Annotated in this window: 16 protein-coding genes and 2 tRNA genes; 7 read left to right on the plus strand and 11 right to left on the minus strand. The window is 63.3% G+C overall.

Annotation, left to right across the window (positions count from 1 at the left end; translation table 11 throughout):
* Positions 1-60 precede the first annotated feature (60 nt).
* From C266_RS08065 to C266_RS08080, 4 genes are all read right to left on the minus strand, one after another.
* Positions 61-1194, minus strand: a complete 1134-nt coding sequence (locus C266_RS08065) for a DUF72 domain-containing protein (protein WP_010808525.1) — start codon at positions 1192-1194, stop codon at positions 61-63.
* Positions 1191-2402, minus strand: coding sequence for a cyclopropane-fatty-acyl-phospholipid synthase family protein (locus C266_RS08070; protein ID WP_010808526.1), 1212 nt, complete (start codon positions 2400-2402; stop codon positions 1191-1193). Before C266_RS08070 ends, C266_RS08065 begins: the two co-directional genes overlap by 4 nt.
* A 116-nt stretch (positions 2403-2518) precedes the next feature.
* Positions 2519-3166: a pyridoxamine 5'-phosphate oxidase gene (pdxH, locus tag C266_RS08075; RefSeq protein ID WP_036662137.1), complete on the minus strand. Its 648-nt coding sequence runs from the start codon at positions 3164-3166 to the stop codon at positions 2519-2521.
* A 283-nt stretch (positions 3167-3449) separates the two neighbouring features.
* Positions 3450-5528: an AsmA family protein gene (locus C266_RS08080; protein ID WP_246831158.1), complete on the minus strand. Its 2079-nt coding sequence runs from the start codon at positions 5526-5528 to the stop codon at positions 3450-3452.
* Positions 5529-5547: 19 nt separating this feature from the next.
* Here C266_RS08080 and tcdA point away from each other — a divergent pair, with 19 nt between their 5' ends.
* Positions 5548-6384, plus strand: a complete 837-nt coding sequence (gene tcdA / locus C266_RS08085; protein WP_036662069.1) for a tRNA cyclic N6-threonylcarbamoyladenosine(37) synthase TcdA — start codon at positions 5548-5550, stop codon at positions 6382-6384.
* Between the two features lie 208 nt (positions 6385-6592).
* On the opposite strand, the gene C266_RS08090 is transcribed toward tcdA, so the two are convergent.
* Positions 6593-8245 (minus strand): long-chain-fatty-acid--CoA ligase, encoded by a 1653-nt coding sequence (locus tag C266_RS08090; protein ID WP_010808530.1) that lies wholly within the window; start codon positions 8243-8245, stop codon positions 6593-6595.
* Between the two features lie 407 nt (positions 8246-8652).
* Here C266_RS08090 and C266_RS08095 point away from each other — a divergent pair.
* Positions 8653-8729, plus strand: a tRNA-Arg gene (locus C266_RS08095).
* 155 nt (positions 8730-8884) lie between these two features.
* A tRNA-Arg gene (locus tag C266_RS08100) sits at positions 8885-8961 on the plus strand.
* A gap of 154 nt (positions 8962-9115) precedes the next feature.
* Here the strand turns inward: C266_RS08100 and C266_RS08105 are convergent.
* The 3 genes from C266_RS08105 to C266_RS08115 form a co-directional block, all read right to left on the minus strand.
* The gene (locus C266_RS08105; RefSeq protein WP_010808531.1) at positions 9116-10573 is read right to left on the minus strand and encodes an efflux transporter outer membrane subunit; all 1458 of its coding nucleotides are present in this window, start codon (positions 10571-10573) and stop codon (positions 9116-9118) included.
* 6 nt (positions 10574-10579) lie between these two features.
* Complete coding sequence (locus tag C266_RS08110) at positions 10580-12088, minus strand: DHA2 family efflux MFS transporter permease subunit (RefSeq protein WP_246831160.1); 1509 nt, start codon at positions 12086-12088, stop codon at positions 10580-10582.
* 169 nt (positions 12089-12257) lie between these two features.
* Entirely contained in the window at positions 12258-13553 is a 1296-nt protein-coding gene (locus tag C266_RS08115) for an HlyD family secretion protein (RefSeq protein WP_010808533.1), read from the minus strand.
* A 102-nt stretch (positions 13554-13655) separates the two neighbouring features.
* Between C266_RS08115 and C266_RS08120 the strand changes: the two genes are divergently transcribed.
* Complete coding sequence (locus C266_RS08120) at positions 13656-14405, plus strand: CerR family C-terminal domain-containing protein (protein WP_051126191.1); 750 nt, start codon at positions 13656-13658, stop codon at positions 14403-14405.
* Between the two features lie 124 nt (positions 14406-14529).
* Here the strand turns inward: C266_RS08120 and C266_RS08125 are convergent, their stop codons facing one another.
* Positions 14530-15618: a porin gene (locus tag C266_RS08125; protein ID WP_010808535.1), complete on the minus strand. Its 1089-nt coding sequence runs from the start codon at positions 15616-15618 to the stop codon at positions 14530-14532.
* A 174-nt stretch (positions 15619-15792) separates the two neighbouring features.
* Here C266_RS08125 and C266_RS08130 point away from each other — a divergent pair, with 174 nt between their 5' ends.
* Positions 15793-16266: an Lrp/AsnC family transcriptional regulator gene (locus tag C266_RS08130; protein ID WP_010808536.1), complete on the plus strand. Its 474-nt coding sequence runs from the start codon at positions 15793-15795 to the stop codon at positions 16264-16266.
* A 66-nt stretch (positions 16267-16332) separates the two neighbouring features.
* A complete protein-coding gene (locus C266_RS08135) occupies positions 16333-17520 on the plus strand; it encodes an alpha-hydroxy acid oxidase (protein ID WP_010808537.1) in 1188 nt (395 codons plus the stop codon).
* A gap of 136 nt (positions 17521-17656) precedes the next feature.
* Here C266_RS08135 and C266_RS08140 read toward each other — a convergent pair whose 3' ends face one another.
* Both C266_RS08140 and C266_RS08145 read right to left on the minus strand, forming a co-directional pair.
* Positions 17657-18088 carry a hypothetical protein gene (locus C266_RS08140; protein ID WP_010808538.1) on the minus strand — a complete coding sequence of 144 codons (432 nt, stop codon included), beginning with the start codon at positions 18086-18088 and terminating at the stop codon, positions 17657-17659.
* Between the two features lie 133 nt (positions 18089-18221).
* Entirely contained in the window at positions 18222-19148 is a 927-nt protein-coding gene (locus tag C266_RS08145) for a LysR family transcriptional regulator (RefSeq protein WP_010808539.1), read from the minus strand.
* 307 nt (positions 19149-19455) lie between these two features.
* On the opposite strand from C266_RS08145, the gene C266_RS08150 reads away from it, so the two are divergent.
* On the plus strand, positions 19456-20775 hold the full coding sequence (locus C266_RS08150) for an MFS transporter (RefSeq protein ID WP_010808540.1): 1320 nt from the start codon (positions 19456-19458) through the stop codon (positions 20773-20775).
* Positions 20776-20837 lie beyond the last annotated feature (62 nt).

The raw sequence follows: 20837 nt of genomic DNA on the forward strand, positions 1-20837 counted from the left end.
GCTCGGGCCATCGTCGTTTCAGGGCGGCGAAATTGAGCTTGGAGGGCTAGGCGATCGTCGTCAATTCGCGTCGGCGGCGGACGACGCCCGAGACAACTCGTTGATCCGTTCGGCGAGCGCTTGGCATGACAGGGGGGAGGAGCCTTCGGCCTTGTTGTTGACGATCACGTAGACGGGGTGTCCGGCGAGGGCGTAATGCGTGGCGAGAGCGGCGAGCACGTCGCGCGTTGCCGGATCGGGATCGACGATTTTGTCGAACGGCGCGTATTTCGCCTTGGCTTGTTCGTAGCGATGCCCACTGTTCAGATTCCAGCGCACGACGAGCGGGCCCGCCCCCGTTTCGTCGAGCATGGCCACCGCTGCCGCCTGACGTTCCACGTGAGGCATGCGCGCGTGCAGGCCGATGCAATAGCGCACTCCCAACTGTCCCAACGCGCGCATGAGACGTGGTGTGAGCAATGCGCCGTCGCGAATTTCCAGCGCATAGCACGGCCCCGCAGTGGCGGCGCCTTCGGGCGATATTTCCCCTTGAGGCAATGGCGGCAGGGCGGCGAAAAACGCTTCTATGCGTTGAACCAGCGCGGGAATGTCGCGCAGCAACTCGACGGGCAGCGGCGACACCTGAAACACCAATACGCCCGCCTTCGGCCCGAGTCCGGCCAGACAGGGCGCGACAAATTGCTCGGTGGCGATCCGTGCATCGAGAAAGCAGGGGTTCGGGCTCAGCCCTTCGCCTTTCTCGCCGCGAACGACCGCATCGGTCACAGCGCTCGGCGCCTTGACCAGAAACCGGAAGTCGTCCGGCACCTGCTGCGCATACTTTTGATACTCGACGATCGACATCGGCTTGTAGAACGACCGGTCGATGCCGACGCAGCGCAACACCGGATGGTTCGCGTAGGCCGTCAGTCCTTGGCGGGAGAGTTTGGCGTCGCTGTAATCGTCGTCCCAGACGATGCCTTTCCAGCCGGGAAACGACCACGACGAGGTGCCCAGGCGAATGCGGCCTGGCAATTGATTGCCCAGCGTCTGCATGGCAGGGGGAATATCGGCAGCACCGACGCCGCCACGGCGCGCTGCGCGCTTGCGAGGTTCGGTGCTTTGCTGCGCGGGAGCGTTGCCATCGACCTGCCCGGCACGCCCGCCTGTCGGAGGATCGTCAGGCGGCGTGCCGAACAGATCGAACTGGCTCATCGGTTCTCGTACATGTAACGGCGCGACCAGGGCAGACGCTTGGCCGACAGGCCCGCCTTGCGGCAAACGATTTGATAGATCGAGACGTGATCGTGCTCGAACGCATACGCGCAACCCGCGAGATACACGCGCCAGACACGGAAGCGCTCTTCGCCGGCCAACCTGCGCAACTCGGTGGCGTGCGCTTCGAAGCGCTCGGACCAGAGCGTGAGCGTGTGCGCGTAGTGACGGCGCAGGCTTTCCACGTCACTAGCTTCCAGCCCGCCGCGCTGCATCGATTCCAGCGCGAGGCTGATGTGCGGCAACTCGCCGTTCGGAAACACGTACTTATCGATGAACTCTCCGCCGCCCATCGCCGTCTCGCCGCTATCCGGATCGGTCGACGTGATGCCGTGGTTCATGGCGATGCCGTCGTCCTTGAGCAGCGATGCAATCTTGGCGAAATAGTCCTGCAGGTTCTTGCGCCCGACATGCTCGAACATCCCCACGCTCGTGATGCGGTCGAACTCGCCTGTCACGTCGCGATAATCCTGAATGCGGATTTCGACCTGATTCTCGAGACCGAGTTGCTTGACCCGTTCCGTGGCGAGAGCGAACTGATTCTCGGAGAGCGTGACGCCGACACATTTCGCACCGAATTTCTGCGCAGCACGAATCACCAGGGCGCCCCAGCCGCAGCCGATATCGAGCAGGGTCTGCCCCGGCTGCAACTGGATCTTGGTGAGGATGTGATCGATCTTTTTCTCTTGAGCCGTGTCGAGGTCTTCGTCGCCGTTTTCAAAGTAGGCACACGAATAAACCATGTTCTTGTCCAGCCAGAACTGGTAGAACTCGTTCGACACGTCGTAGTGAAACTCGATCGAGCGTTTGTCGGACTTCTTGCTGTGATTGAAGTGGCGTACGGCACGTTCCAGCGGGCCGATAGCCGAGAGACTGCTACCGGCGAGCGCGTAGCTCATGTTGATGACGTCGGCGAGCTTACCCTCGACGTCGATTTCGCCCTTCACGTACGCCTCGCCGAGATTATCGAGGCTGGGACTCAGTAGACGCGTCATGGCCGCAGGGCCATTGATGCGCAACGTTACGCTGGGGTTGTCGAAGGCACCGAAATCATAGTGCTGTCCATTCCAGAGTGCGAGCCGGATCGGCAGGTTCGATGATGTCTTGACGCCGCTGACCCAGTTTTCGAGTTTTTTCTCCCACAACATGGATATGCTCCAAGTGTCACCAAAAAAACTGCAATCCGTACCGCACGGCACGGTGACGTCTCCTCGTCAGAACGGGCGGGCAGGCGTACCGCGTCGGCGTAGCCGACACAAAACGTTCAGGGGGACAGGCGCGCCACGCGCCATGATCCGTCGGCAAGCCGGAAATACTTGATGCGATCGTGCAGGCGCGATTCGCGGCCCTGCCAGAATTCGATGGTCTCCGGGACAAGCCGGTAGCCACCCCAGTGCGGCGGGCGCGGCGGGGCGTCGCCGAACTGGCGCCGGAAGTCCGCTTCGCGTTGCTCGATGATGCTGCGATCGGCCACTTCGGCGCTTTGCACCGAGGCCCAGGCGCCCAGACGGGAGCCCACCGGGCGCGAGTGGTAATAAGCGTCGCTCTCGGCTTCGCTTACCTTGTCGACACGGCCCTCGATGCGCACCTGACGCTCAAGTTCGATCCAGTGGAACAGCAGGCAGCCGTATGGCGTGGCGGCCAGTTCCTGGCCTTTGCGCGACTCGTAATTCGTGAAGAACGTGAACCCGTGTTCGTCCGCACCCTTGAGGAGCACGATACGGGCGTCCGGCCGACCGTCCGGCGTGACCGTGGCGAGCGTCATTGCGTTCGGCTCGTTCAGTTCGGCGGCAAGCGCTTGCTCAAACCATCGTCGGAATTGTCCGAATGGGCTCGACGCCACGTCGGTCTCGGAAAGTGAGCCGAGGGCGTAGTTTTTGCGCAGGTCCGCGAGCGAAAGCGTCTGAGTCACGACGGTCAATATCAGTCTGTTGCGGTTGGGGTTGCGACACAGTATAGCGAAGAGTCGGCGAACGTGCGCGCGTGGCGATTCGTCGCATAGGGGGGCACCAATGCTTCGAATGCCCCGCGAGGCGGTCATCTCACGCCATGTGCTTGATATTTAAGGAGTGAAGTAGTTTTGCCGGATGGCCGTCGCGGGTCTCGAAGTCGCGTGACGTGACGGCGGCAAATCCCTGCGCATGGCATGGACATCGTTTCGGCGGTGCGAAACCCATGCGCGAAGCGACCGGGAGTCACGGTGCTTCCCGGCCGTTACCGGAAACGGGCGCCGTGGCCGCCGGCGTTGGCGTGCGCTGACCATTGGTTCGGCTGCGTTGCGCACCCGTTTTGGCACCGTTGGCGTCGGGCGCCGATTTGACGGTCGACGGATTCCGGCTCGCCGGATGTTGTAGGCTGGCGAGCAGTTCGCCGCACGGGCTGTCCTTGCCAGGGCCGAGTTCAAGCAGTGGCACGAGCGCGGTGTACGGAGCGAGCACGCCCAGTGCAATGGCGCCTCCGGCACGCGCAACCAGCATCGGCACGTTGACGTCGACGTCCGGGTGCTTGAACGTTCCCCGCACATAAAACGGCGAGCGCAGCGACAGGAGGCCGAAGTGCTTCGGCTCAGGCCGGATCGTCAGGTTGAAGCGCTCGCGCTTGAGATCGACCTGGCCGGTGACACCGATGCTCGTGTCCTCGGTGTCGATCACGAACGTGCGTGTGTCCATCAGGCCGTCGCGTACCGCGAAGTCTGCTGCCGCGCATCGCATCTCGACCTGTTTATCGCCGAAGATTTTGGTCAGAACGATGTTTCCCACGTTGAGCCCCAGGTATTGCAGCAGCAACTTGCTCACCGAGCCGCGGTCGATCAGCGTTTTGAGTTCGCCGTTGGCCGAACCGGCCAGTGCGGCAATCGAATTGCCGGTTGCCGTCAGTGCCGCGTCGCCGTTCACTTCGCCCACGCTCGTCTTCATCAAATCGACGTCGGGCAGCAACTGTTTTATTTTCAGGTGGCGCAGCGAGACCTGCGAGTCCATCTTCATCGGTTCGGTCTGGCCGTTGAGGACCAGTGTTGATGTGATGCGTCCCCCGGCGACACCGAACTCCAGCGGCCGGAGCGAGAGCACGCCGTCGTCGAGCACGATGTGCGTGACTAGGTTGTCGATCGGCAGGCTCTTGTCCTTGATGATCTTGCGGCCGGTGAATTGCACATCGGCATCGATGGCGCGCCAGCGGTCGGTCTTGAAGGGATCGACCGGCAGTACCTTGTCTGACGGCGGCGCTTTGGGTTTGCCCGACAGATCGCTGCCGCCGGACGGATTCCGTCCGCCCACGACCGGCCCGAGATCGACCAGCCGCAACTGATTCGATACGACTGCGCCCTGCAGGATGTTGCGCGGCTCGCGCCGGCGGAACACGAGCGTGCCCGACAGATCGCTCTGGCCGACCTTGCCCTGGAAGCGTTCATAGCGCCATACGCCGGCCGTGTGCAGCAGATGCCCGTTGGTCTCGTAGGCAGGCGTTTCCGGCAGCAACACGCCGGTAATCGGATAGAGGTCGGCCATCGTCGGGCCGGCCAGGCGCAGATGCATGTCGAGCGCCGACAGCGTGGCCGGATTCGTGAACGTCCCCGTCGCGGCGATCTGCGTGCGGCCGATGCGCACGCTGGCGTCGAGCGGGTAAGGGTCGCCGGCGTCTTCGAGCGAGAGGACGTCGCCGGCCCGCGCCTTGCCGGTCACGGCAACTTTTCGGAAAGTGCCCTTGAGCGAGACACCGATGCCGTAGGGGGCCTGCCCATCGATGGTCGCGATGTTCGCGGTCAGATCGAGTTGCTGGGGAGCGATATTGGCGCGCACCACCCCATCTTCGAGAATCAGGCGGCCGATGGCCAGTTTCCACGGGGACGGCTGGCCATCGCCCTTCGTGAAGGTCCAGTTGTTCTGTCCGTCGGCGCGCTGCTCCACGATGACTTTGGGCGCAGATAAGGCGACTTCGGGCAGCACCACATGCTTGTCGAGCAGCGGTAGCCATTCGAGCGAGAACGTGAGGCGTCCGAGCGTGATCATGTCCGGCGTCTGACTCCACGCAACGTTGCCTAACACGATATCATTCGCGATCAGGCGAGGCTGCGGCAGCCAGCGCCCCAGTCCAGGGGCCTGTGCGTTCGGCGCCAGCCAGTGCAGCGAGAGGTCGCCCCGGATTTCGAACGGGCGGCCGGTCGCGGTGCTCACTTCCCGGTTGATAAAGGGCCGGGCGTAGTTCCAGTCAAACCACGTGATGAACGCCGCGAATGCCAGCACGATGGCGACTATCGTGATCGCTAGCCATTTCAAGGACGTTACCCATCGCATCATGAACAGTACCCCGTCGATTGTTGTTGCTCCGGTGCCTGCCCCGCCATCGGAGGAAGATTTTGACGCGAACCGCCGTTTTGGCGGCATCGCGCGTTTATACGGTGACGACGGTCTCGCGCGCTTGCGCGATGCCCACGTGGCCGTCATCGGCATCGGCGGCGTCGGTTCGTGGGTGGCCGAGGCGCTCGCGCGCAGCGCCGTGGGCCGACTCACGCTCATCGATCTCGATAACGTCGCCGAGAGCAATACCAATCGTCAGGTGCACGCCCTGGACGGCAACTACGGTAAGCCGAAAGTTGCCGCGATGGCCGAGCGAATCGTGGCCATCAATCCTGCTTGCCAGCTTACGCTTGTCGAGGACTTCGTGGAGCTGGAGAGCCTCGATGCCATGTTGAGCGGCGGCTTCGACTGGGTCGTCGACGCCATCGACAGCGTACGGGTGAAGACTGCGCTTATCGCCTGGTGCGTCGCGCATAAGCAGCGTCTGATCACCGTTGGCGGGGCGGGCGGCCAGCTCGATCCGACACGTATCCGTATCGACGATCTCGCCCGCACGATCCAGGATCCGCTGCTTGCGAAAGTGCGTGCGCAATTACGCAAGCAACATGGTTTTGTCCGTGGGCCGAAAGCCAAGTTCAATGTGCCCGCCGTGTACTCGGACGAGCCCTTGCAGTATCCGGAAGCGGTCTGTGCACCGGGAGAAAGCCCCGAAGCGGCTGCGGGGCCACAGGGCCTGAATTGCGCGGGTTTCGGATCGAGCATGTGTGTGACAGCCACATTCGGCATGGCGGCCGCTGCCCATGTGTTGACGCGAATCACCGGGCGTTCGGCCTGATGACCCGCCAGACGTATCCGTGTTTTACCAAGGAGCGCAGGAGACGTCTGTAACCAAAGGTTACCGGTCGAGGCGAATGCCTCGATCGACGTCTCGATAGCTGAAATGACAATGGCCGGGTTCGCTCCCGGCCATTTGTGTTGTCGTGCGAATTTCTGTTCCGCTTCGCTTCGTTACGTACGACGAAACAACTTGCGGGGCAAAGCCATCAGCGCAGTTCGCGGCGCAGCACCTTGCCCACGGGCGTCTTGGGCAGGTCTTTGCGGAACTCGATCAAATGCGGCACCTTGTAGTTTGTCAGGTGCTGACGGCAGAAGTCGATGATGACCTTCTCGGTCAGATCCTGCGATTTCTTGACGATCACGGCCTTCACCGCTTCGCCGGTGCGATCGCTCGGCACGCCGACGACTGCCGCTTCGAGCACGCCCGGGCACATGGCCAGCACGCTCTCGACCTCGTTCGGATACACGTTGAAGCCCGACACGATGATCATGTCCTTCTTGCGGTCGGTGATGCGCACATAGCCCTGCTCGTCCATCGTGCCGATGTCGCCGGTGCGCAGCCAACCGTCCGGCGTGATGGTCTTTGCCGTCTCGTCCGGTCGACGCCAGTAGCCCTTCATGACCTGCGGGCCACGCACGCAGATTTCACCTTCCTGGCCGAAGCCGAGGGCTTCGTTGGCATCGTTGCGGATGCTGACGTCCGTTGACGAGATCGGCAGGCCGATGGACCCGTTGAACTCGCTGCCGAGCGGGTTGATACACACGGCGGGCGACGTCTCCGTCAGACCGTACGCCTCGATGAGCGGATGGCCGGTTACCTTCTGCCAGCGATCGGCCACCGCACGCTGCACGGCAGCACCGCCGCCAAGCGCACACTTGAGCGCGCTGAAGTCGAGTTGGTCGAAGCCGGGGGTGTGGAGCAACCCGTTGAAGAGCGTGTTCACGCCCGTCATGAACGTGAACTTCCATTTGCCCAGCTCTTTCACGAAGCCGGGCATGTCGCGCGGGTTGGTGATGAGCAGGTTGAGTGCGCCCAACTGGAGGAACACCAGGCAGTTCGCCGTCAGACAGAAGATGTGATAGAGCGGCAGGGCGGTGACGATGATCTCCTTGCCTTCCTCGAGACCCGAGCCGATCCAGGCGCGCGCCTGCAACATATTGGCGATCATGTTGCCGTGCGTGAGCATGGCGCCCTTGGCGACCCCCGTGGTGCCGCCGGTGTATTGCAGGAACGCGATGTCGTCGTGACCCAGTTGCACTTCCTGATGCTGTGCACGTGCACCTTGCGCAAGCGCGGTACGGAACGGCACGGCGTGGGGGATGTTCCACTCGGGCACCATCTTCTTCACGTGACGCACGACGTAGTTCACGATCCAGCGCTTCGGCGCGGGCACGAGATCGCCGATGGCCGTCGTGACGACGTGCTTGACCGGTGTGTTGGGCAGTGCCTTTTGCAGCGTGGCGGCGAAGTTCTCGATCACCACGATGGCACCGCAGTCGGCGTCTATCAGCTGGTGCTCGAGTTCGCCTGCCGTGTAGAGCGGATTGACGTTGACGACAACCATCCCCGCACGCAGGATGCCGAAGACGGCGACCGGATATTGCAGCAGGTTCGGCGACATGATTGCCACGCGCGAGCCGCGTTCCAGTCCGGGCAGACTTTGCAGATACGCGGCAAAGTCGCGCGATTTACGCTCGAGGTCCGCGAAGGTCATCGTTACCCCGAGGTTGGTGAACGACGGGCGGTCCGCGAACTTCTGGCAGCTTTGCAGGAACAGATCGTTCAGCGAACGATACTTGTTGACGTCGATCTCGGCCGGCACGCCGGGCGGATAGCTCTTGAGCCAGACTTTTTCCATGAGCGCCTCCTTGAATTTGATTTTTATCGCATCGTCGTCGCCGGGGGAAGAGATTGGGCGCGCGGTGCGTCGTTTCATCGCAGTACATTTTGGCAATACGAGAGGGGGCTCCGGACGTGTCGTCTCCCCTGTCCGGTCTCGCATGCGCGGCAAACGCGCCCATCGACGCGCTGCAAAAAGCCGTAGCATACCGTGCCGTCTCCAGGGCGAGCACATGGAAAGCCCTGATTTGATGCGGGTTTGCATGGAGTAATTGCTCTAGCGGCAAAGGCTTGCCAGTGCGGGGGATTCCGCGCTAATCCCGCACGGAATGGCCGATGTAACGGACAAACCGCAGATGTGACAAAAGAATTGCAAAAAACGCTTGCGTGGCGGTCCGGTTTCTTACATAATTCTGTTCTCACGACGCGGCTGTAGCTCAGTTGGATAGAGTACTTGGCTACGAACCAAGGGGTCGTGGGTTCGAATCCTGCCAGCCGCGCCACCTAATTCGAGGGTCTCCTCACGGGGAGACCCTTAGTTTTTCGGGAGAGTCTTTCCCAGTGACGCGCCGCATGTCATGTACATTCGGCCCGCGTCGATGAGAAGGCAGATCGACAGCAGCAGGATCGTCTGATCGATGTCTCACGTGCAGTAAGTGCGGCTGTAGCTCAGTTGGATAGAGTACTTGGCTACGAACCAAGGGGTCGTGGGTTCGAATCCTGCCAGCCGCGCCAACCCAGTTGGCAAGAACGCTCCAGAGGCGAAAGCTTCTGGAGCGTTTTCGTTTGTGCCGACGAAAAGTATCGCACGGTTCGGCATTCATCGTTCCCGCCATCGTCAGGCGCGACGACGTCCCGCATCGAACGCCATCGTGCCAGCGCCGTCGCGTCAGCCTTCGCCGCTTTCCGGGGCGACCTGCCATCCCAGACCCAGCGCCTTGTGCAACATCACGAACGATTTGAGAAGCTGTGCGTCACCGGCGATACGGTCTTGCTCGGCGGAAAAGCGCGTGCGTTCCGCATCCAGCCAATCGAGTGTGCTCGCGGTGCCCGCGCGGTAGCGCTGACGTGTGAGCGTCGCCGCCCGCGTGGCCGACGCCTCCACGCTGCGCAGCCGGTACACGTTCTCGCGCTGATGCCCGTAGCGGGCAAGTGCCACGTCGGCGTCGCGTAACGCGGTGAGCACGGCGCTCTCGTACTTCGCCTGCGCCTGATCGCGGCCCGCCTTTGCGCCGTCGACGCCGGCCTGCACGCGTCCGAAGTCGAGCACGTTCCATTGCAGACGCGGCATCGTCATCCAACTGAAGTTGTCCTTGCGCACGAGATGGCCGGGGTCCAGCGCCGAATATCCGAGTTCGCCCATGATCGAGAGCTTCGGAAACCAGTTGGCGGTCTGCACGCCGATCTGCGCGTTCTGCGATGCCAGACGGCGCTCGGCGGCGCGAATGTCCGGTCGCGCTTGCAACAGCGCAGACGGATCGCCGATAGCCACCTTCGCGGGCACGCTAGGGAGTGCCTTGGATGCCTGCAATTCGGCATCCAGTGCGCCCGGTGCGCGCCCCGTCAGCAGTGCCAACTGATCGAGCGATTCGATGACGTCCGCTTCGAGCGGCAGCACGCGCGATTGCGTCTGCTCCACTTGCGTCACGAGCCGTTCGACGTCGAGTTCCGAGGCGACACCGCCCGCCCGGCGCTGACGCGTGAGATCGAGCATTTCGCCTTCCAATTGCGCCGAATCGTGCACGAGAGCAAGCCGTGCCTGCTGATCGCGCAGCGCAACGTAAGTCTGGGCGACTTCGGCGGCGAGTTGCACGTGGGCATCGGCCAGATCCTCCGACGCCGCGTCGGCGTCGGCACCGGCGGCTTCGACGGCGCGTCGCGTGCCGCCGAACAAATCGATTTCCCAACTGGCGTCGAACCCGGCGACGTAGAGGTCGAGCGGGCCGCGGCCATTGCCGCTACCGTTGTTGCCGCCAAGCAGGCTCAGATCGGGCGAGCGGGTGCGCACCATCGCCAGATCGACGCCCGCCTTCGGCAGCAGGTCGGCCTGATGACTGCGCAGGCTCGCGCGCGACTGACGCACCTTTGCCTGTGCCACCCGGATGTCCGGACTATGCGCGATGGCGTCGTCGATCAGCGCGGTGAGCTGCGGATCGTTCAGCGCCGTCCACCACCGGGCGGCGCCGGGCGTGTGTGCCTGCACGCCTTCGCCCGCATGCGCGAACGTTGCCCCGGCACGCAGGGCGTCGCCCGCGACTTCGGGCGCGCCACGATAGTCGGGACCGACGGTGCAGCCAGTGGCGAGAAGGCATGCCGCGAGGGCCAGTGTTCGGATAGGAAACGTCATGATGATTCAATGGCCGCCGGATCTGAATCCGGTCGGTTGCTTGAGCAGTAGGGCCAGGGGCACGCAAAGCAGCAGCGCGATACCTAGTGCGTAGAAAGTTTCGGAAAACGTCATCACGCTCGCCTGCCGCGCAATGTCGGCGGCGAGCTGTGCTGTGGCCTGGAGTTGCGCGTGCATCATGTCGCCCGTCTGTGCGAAGAAGCCCGCCGCATTGGCCGCGAGATGTTCCTGCCCCAGCGCACTATTGGCGGTGATTGTCTCGCGCAGCATGGCGTCGTGATAGTCGGTGCGCCGGTCGATCAGCGTGCCGAGCAATGCGAGTCCCACCGACCCGCCGAGATTGCGGGCCATGTTGTACAGACCTGCCGCGTCGCCGGCATCGTGCGCGTCGACGGCTGCCATCGACGCCTGATTGAGCGGCATCATCGCGAGCATTTGCCCCACGCCACGCAGCAATTGCGAAAGCGTGAAGTCGTGGCCCACGCTTTGTGCCGTCAGGCTGATGTCGAGCATGCAACTCGCGAAGAAGCACAGTAGCCCGAGAATCACGAGCAGACGGATGTCCACCCGGCTGATGAGGCGCGGCAAGAACGGCATCATCAGGAACGCGGGCAGCCCCGAGAGCAGCATGATGTTGCCCGACTGCTGCGCGTTGTAGCCCGCAATCGTGGAGAGGAACTGCGGCAGCAGATACGACACGCCGTAGAGTCCCGCGCCCACCGTGAAGACGATATAGATCACGCTCGCGTAATTCTTGTTGCCCAGCAGCGAGAGCTTGACGATCGGCTTCTCGGCCGTGAACTGCGCCACGAGCATCATGCCGATGCCGATGACCGACGCAATCGACAACCCGATGATCAGGTGCGAATCGAACCAGCGTTCGCGCTGTCCTTCCTCTAGCACCACGGTGAGCGAACTCAAGCCGATGGTCAGGCCCACGATGCCCAGCCAGTCTGCCTTGAAGAAGGCTTGCAGATTGGCCGGCTCGCGCTTCAGACCGAGCATGAGCAGCGTGACGATGGCCGCCGAGATCGGCAGATTCAGGAAGAAGCACCAGCGCCAGTTGGCGTTCTCGGTCAGCCACCCGCCGACCACCGGGCCGAGCAATGGCCCCAGCAGCACGATCAGACCGAACATCGCCATGCCGACCGCCATCTGATGGCGTGGCAGACGCGTGCGAATGATCATCTGCGCCGTCGGAATCATGGCGCCACCGGCGAAGCCCTGTCCGATGCGGCCGACGATCATCTCGGGCAGGCTGCTCGACGCACCGCACATCATCGAGAAGAGCGTGAAGAAGACGGCGTTGAGCATCAGAAAGCGTCGCAGCCCGAGCACGCGCGTGAGCCACGCGGCGAGCGGAATCATGACGATTTCCGACATCAGGTAGCCGGTCGATATCCAGGTGCCCTCGGTGCCCGAGGCCCCGATCTGTCCTTGAATCTGCGGCAGTGCCGAGTTCGTGATCGAAATATCGAGCGTGGCCAGCAGTGCGCCCAGCGCACCGGCGGCCACGGCGATCCAGTCCGACGCCGACGCGTTGCGGGGTGCAGCGGCGCTTACGGCGCCAACGTGTGCACCACCACTACCGCCGTCGCCGCCCGCCGCCACGGTGCTGAGCGCCTGATCGCGCGTCGGCGTGACCGGCGAGAGCGACGGCGTCGACGCGCTCACAACGCGACCGTCAGCCACATTGCACTCCAACGTTCGTGGGCGACGGCGCCGTGCTCGCAAGGGGGCAAACGGTGGCATCGAGCGGCGCACTGAGCGAGAGCTGTTGGGCGGTGGCACTGCTGGCCTGGCCCGAGCGGGCCGCCTGTTTGGCTGGCGCGGCCGGGGCGTTGCGATGCGTATCGACGTCTGCCGTGACCGACAGGCCCGGCAGCAACACTGAACGCAGCGACGCCGGCACATCGAGACGGATGCGCACCGGCACGCGCTGCACGATCTTCGTGAAGTTACCGGTGGCGTTCTGCGCGGGCAGCAGCGCAAACTGCGCGCCGGTGCCGGGGGAGAGCGAATCGACCACACCATGGATCGGCTCGCCGGGCAAGGCGTCGACATGCACCGTCACCGGCTGGCCGGGACGCATGCGGCCGACCTGCGTTTCCTTGAAGTTTGCCGTCAGATAGAGGCTTTGCACCGGCACGACGGTGAGCAGTCGCGTACCCGGCTGCGCGAACTGGCCGACGCGCACCGCCCGATCGCCAACGCGTCCGGCCAGCGTGCTCTTGACCACCGTGTCCGCGAGGTCGAGGTCTGCCTTGCGCGCGCTTGCCTGTGCCACCGTCAACTGCGCTTTGGCCTGCGCCAGCGCGGCGGTGAGCGTGTCCGTCTGCCGCTCGCTCGCTTGCAGGCTGGCCTCATTGCTCTTGAGCGAGGCGTCGGCGCGGGCGCTGGCATTGCGCAGTTCCGCGAGACGCTCGTCGGTTTCGGCACCGGTCGCGACCAACGGCACGTAGCGTTTGACCTGACCGGACGAGTACGCGGCGTTCGCACGTGCGCTGTCGAGTTCAGCGCGTGCCTGTGCGATGGTCGCCGAGTGCTGGGAGCGTTCCGCCTGTGCCCGGGCCACGTCGGCTTCGCGGGCCACGACGGTCGCTTGCGCCTCGTCGTAGGCAGCCTGGTACTGGCGCCCATCGAGACGCACGAGCGGCTGGCCGACCGTCACCGTTTCGTTGTCGCGCACCAGCACTTCGGTCACATAGCCGCCCACTTTCGGTGCGACGGTCATGCTGTCGGCCTGCAGATAGGCGTCGTCGGTCGACTCGATGAAGCGCCCGGCAAACCACCAGTGTCCGCCCCAACCCAGCGCTGCGACGACGCCCAGCGCCAGCGCGCCGAGCAGGATCTGTTTGCGACGTGGGTTGGCCGGGGCCTTCGTCTGGCTGGGCTCTGCGACCTTGCCGGCCGGCGCTTGCGCCTGACGTGCGGTGGGCGGCGCCGCTTCCGCCTGTTCGACCTGTGCTGCGTTGGTCATGGGAATTTCCTCAAATTATTCCATTCGGCACAATTATTCCAGTTGATCGATTTGTGTCAAGTGTTATATTTTTGACGAAAGTTTTGGCAAGCAAGGACATACATGACAGGGACTTCACGTGCAGGGCGTGCTCGGGGCGTGGCAACGCGTGCGCGGCATGCAGTCGACACGGGGTATCAACGTGGCGAGGAAACGCGCGCGCGCATCGTCCTCGCGGCGATCAAGTGTTTCGGAGAGTACGGCTTTGCCGGCGCGTCTACGCGAGACATCGCGAACGAGGCAGGGGTGAACGCGCCGGCGCTGCAGTACTACTTCGACAACAAGGAAGGGGTGTACAAGGCGTGCGTCGAGTACATCCTGGGTCTTGTGCTGGGCCAGATGGGAGAGGCCATCGAGTCGGCCGAGCGTGTGGTGGCCGATCCCGGCGCGACCGACAAGCAACTCATGGACGCCTTTTGCGAGCTACAGATCCGCAAGGCAGGCTTCATGGAGGAGGTCCCGGAGATCGATGGCTGGCACATGTTCATGGCTCGCGAGCAAGCGGGGCTCGGGCCGGAAGCCGGGTTCAAGGCGTTTCACGAGCGCTTTTCAAGCCGGCTCGCGGCGGTTGGCGCGAACATCGTGACCCGCCTCGCGGGGGTGGCGCCTGACAACGAGGAGATGCGCATTCGCGCCGTGTGCATCAGCACGCTGGGCATGGCATTTCGCGTGATGCGCCGCTCCGTCGATTGTTCGATGGGATGGGCCAGCGAACCGAATGCCGATCGTAATCGGATGGTGCGTGAGGCGGTACTCGAGCAGACACGGCAATTGCTGGAGCGGATCGTCAAGCAGCGCAAGTCGGCCAAATAAGTTCAGGCAGGCAACGAACTCGGGGGCACCTTTCGGTGCCCCCGAGTCGTTTTCAATGATGGAGTACGGCAGCAAGCGTCACGCTTGAGGCGGGCAACGCGAGTCTGCGTTTCGCGCCATCGGCTTAGAAGATGTGACGGATGCCCGTTGCCACGCCCACTTGCGTCGCGTTACCCGGCAGTTCCACGCGTGCGGCGCCACTGACCTTGTTGTAGTCGACGGTGCCGTAGACTTGCGTGCGCTTCGACAGGGCGTACTCGGCGAGCAGCACGTACGTGTAGCGACGGCCCGAACCGGCATCGCTCGCCTGCGCGTTGATGTTCTTGATGTCGTCGAAATACGCGGCACCCGTGATCGCGAGGTTCGGCATGGCCTGGATCGTCGTGCCGAGATAGAACGTCATGTCCTTGCGCGGATTGTCGTTCAGGTTACCTGTGGTGACGGCGTGCGCGGGGTCGTTGAGCGTGCCGTCGAGCCAGCCGCTGCGATCGCGACCGCCCATGTAGCCGACGAACACCTTGGCGATGGAGACGCTGTAGATACCGCCCAGCCCCCACATCTGCTGCACGCGCTTGGCGGCGTCTCGCGCTTGCTGATACACGCCGGCGACCTGCAACGGTCCCATCGTGTAGGCAGCACGGGTGCCCCAGTAGTTGCTCGCGGCCATCGTGCCGGCGGTGTTGCCGAAACCGTAAGTCGCACCGACCGACAGGCCGCCGAACGTGCCGGCATAGCTCACGGCGTTGTCCACACGGCCACGCGTGATGTTGTACATCCACGAGTTATTCGCATAGTTGCCGATCGTGAGCGGATCGAAGTCGCCGTAGACGTTGAACGCCTCGGTTGCCTGACGGCCGATCTTGATCGCGCCGTACTGGTTTTGCAGGCCGACGAAAGCATAGCGGTCAAACAGTCGGGGACCGTTCGTGAGTTGACCGTTTTGCGGGTTGATGCCCGACTCCAACTGGAAGATCGCCTTTGTGCCGCCGCCGAGGTCTTCCGAGCCCTTGAAGCCGAAACGGCTGTTGGTTACGGCGCCGTTGGTCACTTGCCACAGGGCGTCGTTGTTGGCGTTGGCGTTGGTTTGATACCGCACGCTTTGATCGACGATTCCGTACAGGGTGACGGCGCTTTGGGCGGTAGCGGTGGTGCTGAAGGCGAGGCCGCAAGCGGCCGAGAGGATGGCCAGACTGGCCGGAATTGCAGACTTCATGGGTCTCCTTTCTCTTGTAGACGGGCGACGGACTTAAAAACGGATCCGCTGCGCCTTCCGATATAGACGGTCACGGATTCTTCTCGGTACGAATCGGCTTGCCATTCCTGCCGGGCAACTGGCGGTGAATCGAAGGATCTGCCAGAATTCGTCAAAACTTGACGGATTCTGCCAATGAACCTCGACCTTGCCGATCTGCGCATCCTCCGCCATCTGGAACTCAACGGACGCATCTCCAACCAGGAGTTGGCGGATGCCGTCGGCTTGTCGCCGTCGGCCTGCCTTCGCCGGGTGAAATTGCTCGAGGACCGCGGGGTGATTTCCGGATACCGCTGCATCGTGGACGCACAGCATATCGGCCTGGAGTTCGAGGCGTTAGTGCAAATCACGCTCCGACCGGACGTCGATCAGTGGCATGAAAAATTTCTCGCATGTGTGCAGAACTGGCCGGAAGTCGTGACTGCGCGAATCGTCACCGGCTCGGCCAATTACATCTTGACGGTAAGAGCCCGTAACCTCGCGCACTACTCCGATTTCATCGTCAATGAGCTATACCGGGCGCCTGCCGTGATGTCGATTCAGTCGAACATCGTGCTCAAGACAATTAAACACACGCAGTCCCTCGTGGACCTCGTCAAGCCGAAGTAAAAATTATATAACATATTAACTAATCGCCAAAAGACGGTTGGAATTTCCCGGAAGAAGAGACACAGCATGGCAGTGATTACCACCATCGAGGACTTACGGGTTCTCGCACAGCGGCGCGTGCCGCGCATGTTTTACGAGTATGTCGATTCGGGGTCGTGGACGGAGGCGACCTATCGGGCGAATGCGGCGGATTTCGGCGGTATCGAGTTCCGGCAGCGCGTTGCCGTGAACATCGAGCATCGCAGCACGCGCACGACGATGTTGGGAGAGTCGGTCGCCATGCCGGTGGCGCTGGCGCCGACGGGCATGACAGGCATGCAGCATGCGGACGGCGAGATTCTCGCGGCGCGTGCGGCTGAAGCGTTCGGTGTGCCGTTTACGCTCTCGACCGTGTCGATCTGCTCCATCGAAGACGTGGCGGCACACACCAAGGCGCCGTTCTGGTTCCAGTTGTATGTGATGCGCGATCGCGACTTCATCGAGCGTTTGATCGACCGGGCCAAGGCCGCAGGGTGTTCGGCACTGATGGTGACGATGGACTTGCAGATCAGCGGTCAGCGTCATCGAGACATCAAGAATGGCCTGTCGGCGCCGCCGAAGCTGACGTTGCCGAACATTGCCAACATGATGACCAAGCCGCGCTGGTGCATGGGCATGTTGGGAACACGCCGACGCACCTTCGGCAACATCGTGGGTCATGCCAAGGGCGTGGATGACATCGGTTCGCTTGCCGCCTGGTCGGCGGCGCAGTTCGACCCGCGTCTGTCGTGGAACGACGTCGAGTGGATCAAGAAGCGTTGGGGCGGCAAACTCGTGCTCAAGGGCGTGCTCGACCCTGAAGATGCGCGTGCCGCACGCGACACCGGGGCCGACGCGATCGTGGTGAGCAATCACGGCGGGCGTCAGCTTGACGGTGCGATCTCGACGATTCGCGCGCTGCCCGACATTGTGGCGGCGGTGGGGCGCGACACGGAGGTCTGGCTCGACGGCGGCATCCGTTCCGGTCAGGACGTGATCAAGGCGATGGCCCTGGGCGCGAAGGGGACGCTCATCGGGCGTCCGTTCCTGTACGGTCTGGGGGCGATGGGCGAGGTGGGTGTGCGCCGCGCGCTGGAGGTCATTGCGAAGGAGATGGATGTGACCATGGCACTGACCGGCCGCACGACCATTGACCGTCTCGATTCGTCGATGCTGATCCCGGGCAGTTATCCGACGGGCATTGGCCCGTACCTGCCGGAGCCAGGCGGACGGTAATCGGCCGGCTGGAAAAACACGAAAGCCGCAGCGAATCGCGCTGCGGCTTTTTTTATTTCCGTCGGGGGCAACCCCATCCGGACAACGCCCTGCAATCACGGGACGCTTCGTTTCGGTGAAGACCGGCGCAGACCGATCAATGATGGTGCTTGTGATGACCGCGGCGCTTTCCGCGGTAGTGGTCGTCATCGTCGTACGAGTTCGAGCGCGACATGTTGCCGCCGAGCGCGGCACCCGCGCCGCCGCCGACGGCCGCGCCGATCAGGCCGCCGGAGCGCCCGCCCATCGCATTGCCTGCCGCCGTACCGGCACCACCGCCCAGCGCACCACCGACAATGGCGCCCGTGCGCTCGCGCCGGTTCGACGTGATTGCGCCGCCGGCGCCACCGCCAACCGCACCTCCCACCACAGCACCGGTGCTGCCCCCAAGCGCACCGCCCACGGCCGCGCCTGCCACGCCGCCCAGCGCGCCGCCAAGGGCATTGTTCATGTCACTGGCCGAAGCCGTCAGGGAAGTCGTTGCTGCCACGGCGGCGATCGCCACCATCGGGAAAATTCGCTTGAGCATGAGTCTTGAAGTGGATTCGAATGAACGCGAGGCAAGTATAAAGACGCATCGTTCCGTCGCCGCTACCTCAATGTTTCACTTCTCGTAAGGTCGGTAACGAAATGTTACCTTGCGTGCATTCGCTGCGATTCGGCTATACGGCCTCGCCGCCCGTGCGGCGCCGCGACGGCACCTTCATCTCGGCCACGTAGCGATACAACTGGGCGGCCGCTGGCGAGAGCGGCCGCGCCTTGCTCCGGATCATGCCGACGCGGCGCGTCACCACGGGATCGACCAGCGGCACGCTCGTGAGCAACGGGTGGTCGCCGCCCGGCATCGCCATCGTCGGCACGGCCGCCACACCCAGGCCCGCTTCGACCAGTCCGAGCATCGTCGTCACATGTTGTGTCTCGCAGATACTCGGCGGGCGTTGCGGCAGCGCCGTCAGCGCCTGATCGAGCAGCAGGCGGTTACCCGAGGCCTTCCCGACAGTGATGTAGTCGTACTCGTAAAGCTCTCGCCACGTCACCCGCTTCTTGCCCGCGAGCGGATGATCGCGCCGGCACGCCGCCACGTAACGCTCCTGCAGCAGGAGCTTGAACTCGATGTTCGGCTCCTGACTACCGATGAAATTCAACCCGAAATCGGCATCGCCGTTCACCACGGCGGCAAGCACCTCGTTGGCGCTGGCGTCGAGCACGGAGATGCGGATGCGCGGATACGCCTGGTGGTAGCGCGAGATCACCTGCGGCATGAAGTAATACGCGGCAGACGGCACACAGGCGATGGTCACATGCCCGAGGCTCGACGACGCCACGTCTCGAATACCCAGTAGCGCGTTATCCAGATCGTCGAGAATCCGTTCGGCATCGCGTGCAAACGCGCGCCCGACGTTGGTGAGTGCCACGCGCCGCGTGCTGCGCTCGAAGAGCTTGACGCCCAGCGCCTCCTCGAGCTTGTCGATGCGGCGCGAGAGTGCGGGCTGCGAGAGGTGAATGGCTTCGGCCGCGCGGCGAAAGCTCGCGAGTTGCGCCACCGCGCGAAAGGCCTGCAAATCGTTCAGATCGAAATTGATCGCCATGACATTGGGGGGATGAGAGTCGGGCAAGCGCCGCACGCGGCACGGACACCGGGGGATAGCCGCGGGTTCGGGCGTGGCGCAGAGTGTAACGTGTTACCGATCGGTAGGCGCATTAGCATCCTATGATTGATAGCGTATGCGCATCAATCTTTCCAAAACTTGCAATTCACAACCGGGGAACTTCCGGCGCACCATTGGCGGTTTCAAAAAAGCGTCCACGACGGTTCGACACGTCCCTGGCAGAGACGCAATGCGACGATTCATTGGCGGCCCGCCCCCCGGGCTGCATGCAAAACGGAGACAGCGCATGTCACAGCGCCCCCAAGACGCGGTTTCGCGTCGCCCATCGAAAGCCGGCGCGGTTCTGCGTGTGACGGCCGGCAACTTCCTCGAGCAGTTCGATTTCTTCCTGTTCGGTTTCTACGCCACCCAGATCTCTCGCGTCTTCTTCCCGACGGACAGCGAATTCGCATCGCTCATGCTGACCTTTGCCGTTTTCGGCGCGGGTTTCCTGATGCGCCCGCTCGGCGCCATCGTGCTGGGCGCGTACATCGATAACGTCGGCCGTCGCAAAGGGCTGGTCACCACGCTGGCCATCATGGCGAGCGGCACCATTCTCATCGCCTTCGTGCCGGGTTACGAAACCATCGGTCTGGCCGCGCCGGTGCTGGTGCTGATCGGCCGTCTGCTGCAAGGCTTCTCGGCCGGTGCCGAACTGGGCGGTGTGTCCGTGTATCTGGCGGAAATCGCCACGCCGGGCCGTAAGGGCTTTTACACGAGCTGGCAGTCCGCGAGCCAGCAGGTCGCCATCGTGGTCTCGGCGGGCCTTGGCTTTGTGCTCTCGCTCACGTTGACGGCGCAAGAGATTGCCTCGTGGGGCTGGCGCCTGCCGTTCCTCGTGGGCTGCATGATCGTGCCGGTGATCTTCGCGCTGCGCCGCTCGCTTCAAGAGAGCGAGGAGTTCAAGCAACGCAAGCATCACCCGTCGGTCGGCGAAGTATTCCGTTCGATGGCCGCCAATGCCGGCGTGGTGCTCGGCGGCACGATGCTCGTGGCGCTGACCACGACGGCGTTCTACCTGATTACTGTCTACGCACCGACGTTCGGCAAGAGCGTGCTGCACCTCTCGAGCGCCGATGCGCTGCTCGTCACGCTGTGCGTGGGCGTGTCGAACTTCATCTGGCTGCCGATCGGCGGCACGCTCTCCGACCGCATTGGCCGTCGTCCGGTGCTGCTGCTCTTCGCGGGCCTTACGCTGGTGAGCGCCTATCCGGTTCTGTCGTTCCTCGTGCAGGCGCCGAGCTTTACGCGCATGCTGATCGCGTTGCTGTGGCTCTCGTTCCTGTACGGCATGTACAACGGCGCGATGATCCCAGCGCTCACCGAAGTGATGCCGCCAGACGTGCGCGTGGCCGGATTCTCGCTGGCCTATAGCCTGGCGACGGCGGTTTTCGGCGGCTTCACGCCCGCATTGTCGACGTATCTGATCCATGCCACGGGCGACAAGGCTGCGCCGGGTTACTGGATGAGCTTCGCCGCGCTATGCGCAATCTGTGCGACGCTGGCGCTTTATCGTGGCCGCCCCGGCGGGCAAGGCCGCACCCGTACCGAACTTGCCGCAGGCTGAGAGCGCGCGCCATGAAAAACACTTCCATCTCTGTGCGCACGAGCGCAGCCCGACGCCTGTTT

This window comes from Pandoraea sp. SD6-2, assembly GCF_000389825.1.
Lineage (GTDB): Bacteria > Pseudomonadota > Gammaproteobacteria > Burkholderiales > Burkholderiaceae > Pandoraea > Pandoraea communis.

Excerpts from the sequence above, each read along its gene's own strand:
- C266_RS08120 (WP_051126191.1), top strand. The coding sequence starts at position 13,656 with ATGACAGGGACTTCACGTGCAGGGCGTGCTCGGGGCGTGGCAACGCGT.
- C266_RS08070 (WP_010808526.1), bottom strand. The coding sequence starts at position 2,402 with ATGTTGTGGGAGAAAAAACTCGAAAACTGGGTCAGCGGCGTCAAGACA.
- C266_RS08105 (WP_010808531.1), bottom strand. The coding sequence starts at position 10,573 with ATGACGTTTCCTATCCGAACACTGGCCCTCGCGGCATGCCTTCTCGCC.
- C266_RS08130 (WP_010808536.1), top strand. The coding sequence starts at position 15,793 with ATGAACCTCGACCTTGCCGATCTGCGCATCCTCCGCCATCTGGAACTC.
- tcdA (WP_036662069.1), top strand. The coding sequence starts at position 5,548 with ATGAACAGTACCCCGTCGATTGTTGTTGCTCCGGTGCCTGCCCCGCCA.
- C266_RS08065 (WP_010808525.1), bottom strand. The coding sequence starts at position 1,194 with ATGAGCCAGTTCGATCTGTTCGGCACGCCGCCTGACGATCCTCCGACA.
- C266_RS08125 (WP_010808535.1), bottom strand. The coding sequence starts at position 15,618 with ATGAAGTCTGCAATTCCGGCCAGTCTGGCCATCCTCTCGGCCGCTTGC.
- C266_RS08135 (WP_010808537.1), top strand. The coding sequence starts at position 16,333 with ATGGCAGTGATTACCACCATCGAGGACTTACGGGTTCTCGCACAGCGG.
- C266_RS08150 (WP_010808540.1), top strand. The coding sequence starts at position 19,456 with ATGTCACAGCGCCCCCAAGACGCGGTTTCGCGTCGCCCATCGAAAGCC.
- C266_RS08090 (WP_010808530.1), bottom strand. The coding sequence starts at position 8,245 with ATGGAAAAAGTCTGGCTCAAGAGCTATCCGCCCGGCGTGCCGGCCGAG.
- C266_RS08145 (WP_010808539.1), bottom strand. The coding sequence starts at position 19,148 with ATGGCGATCAATTTCGATCTGAACGATTTGCAGGCCTTTCGCGCGGTG.
- C266_RS08115 (WP_010808533.1), bottom strand. The coding sequence starts at position 13,553 with ATGACCAACGCAGCACAGGTCGAACAGGCGGAAGCGGCGCCGCCCACC.
- C266_RS08140 (WP_010808538.1), bottom strand. The coding sequence starts at position 18,088 with ATGCTCAAGCGAATTTTCCCGATGGTGGCGATCGCCGCCGTGGCAGCA.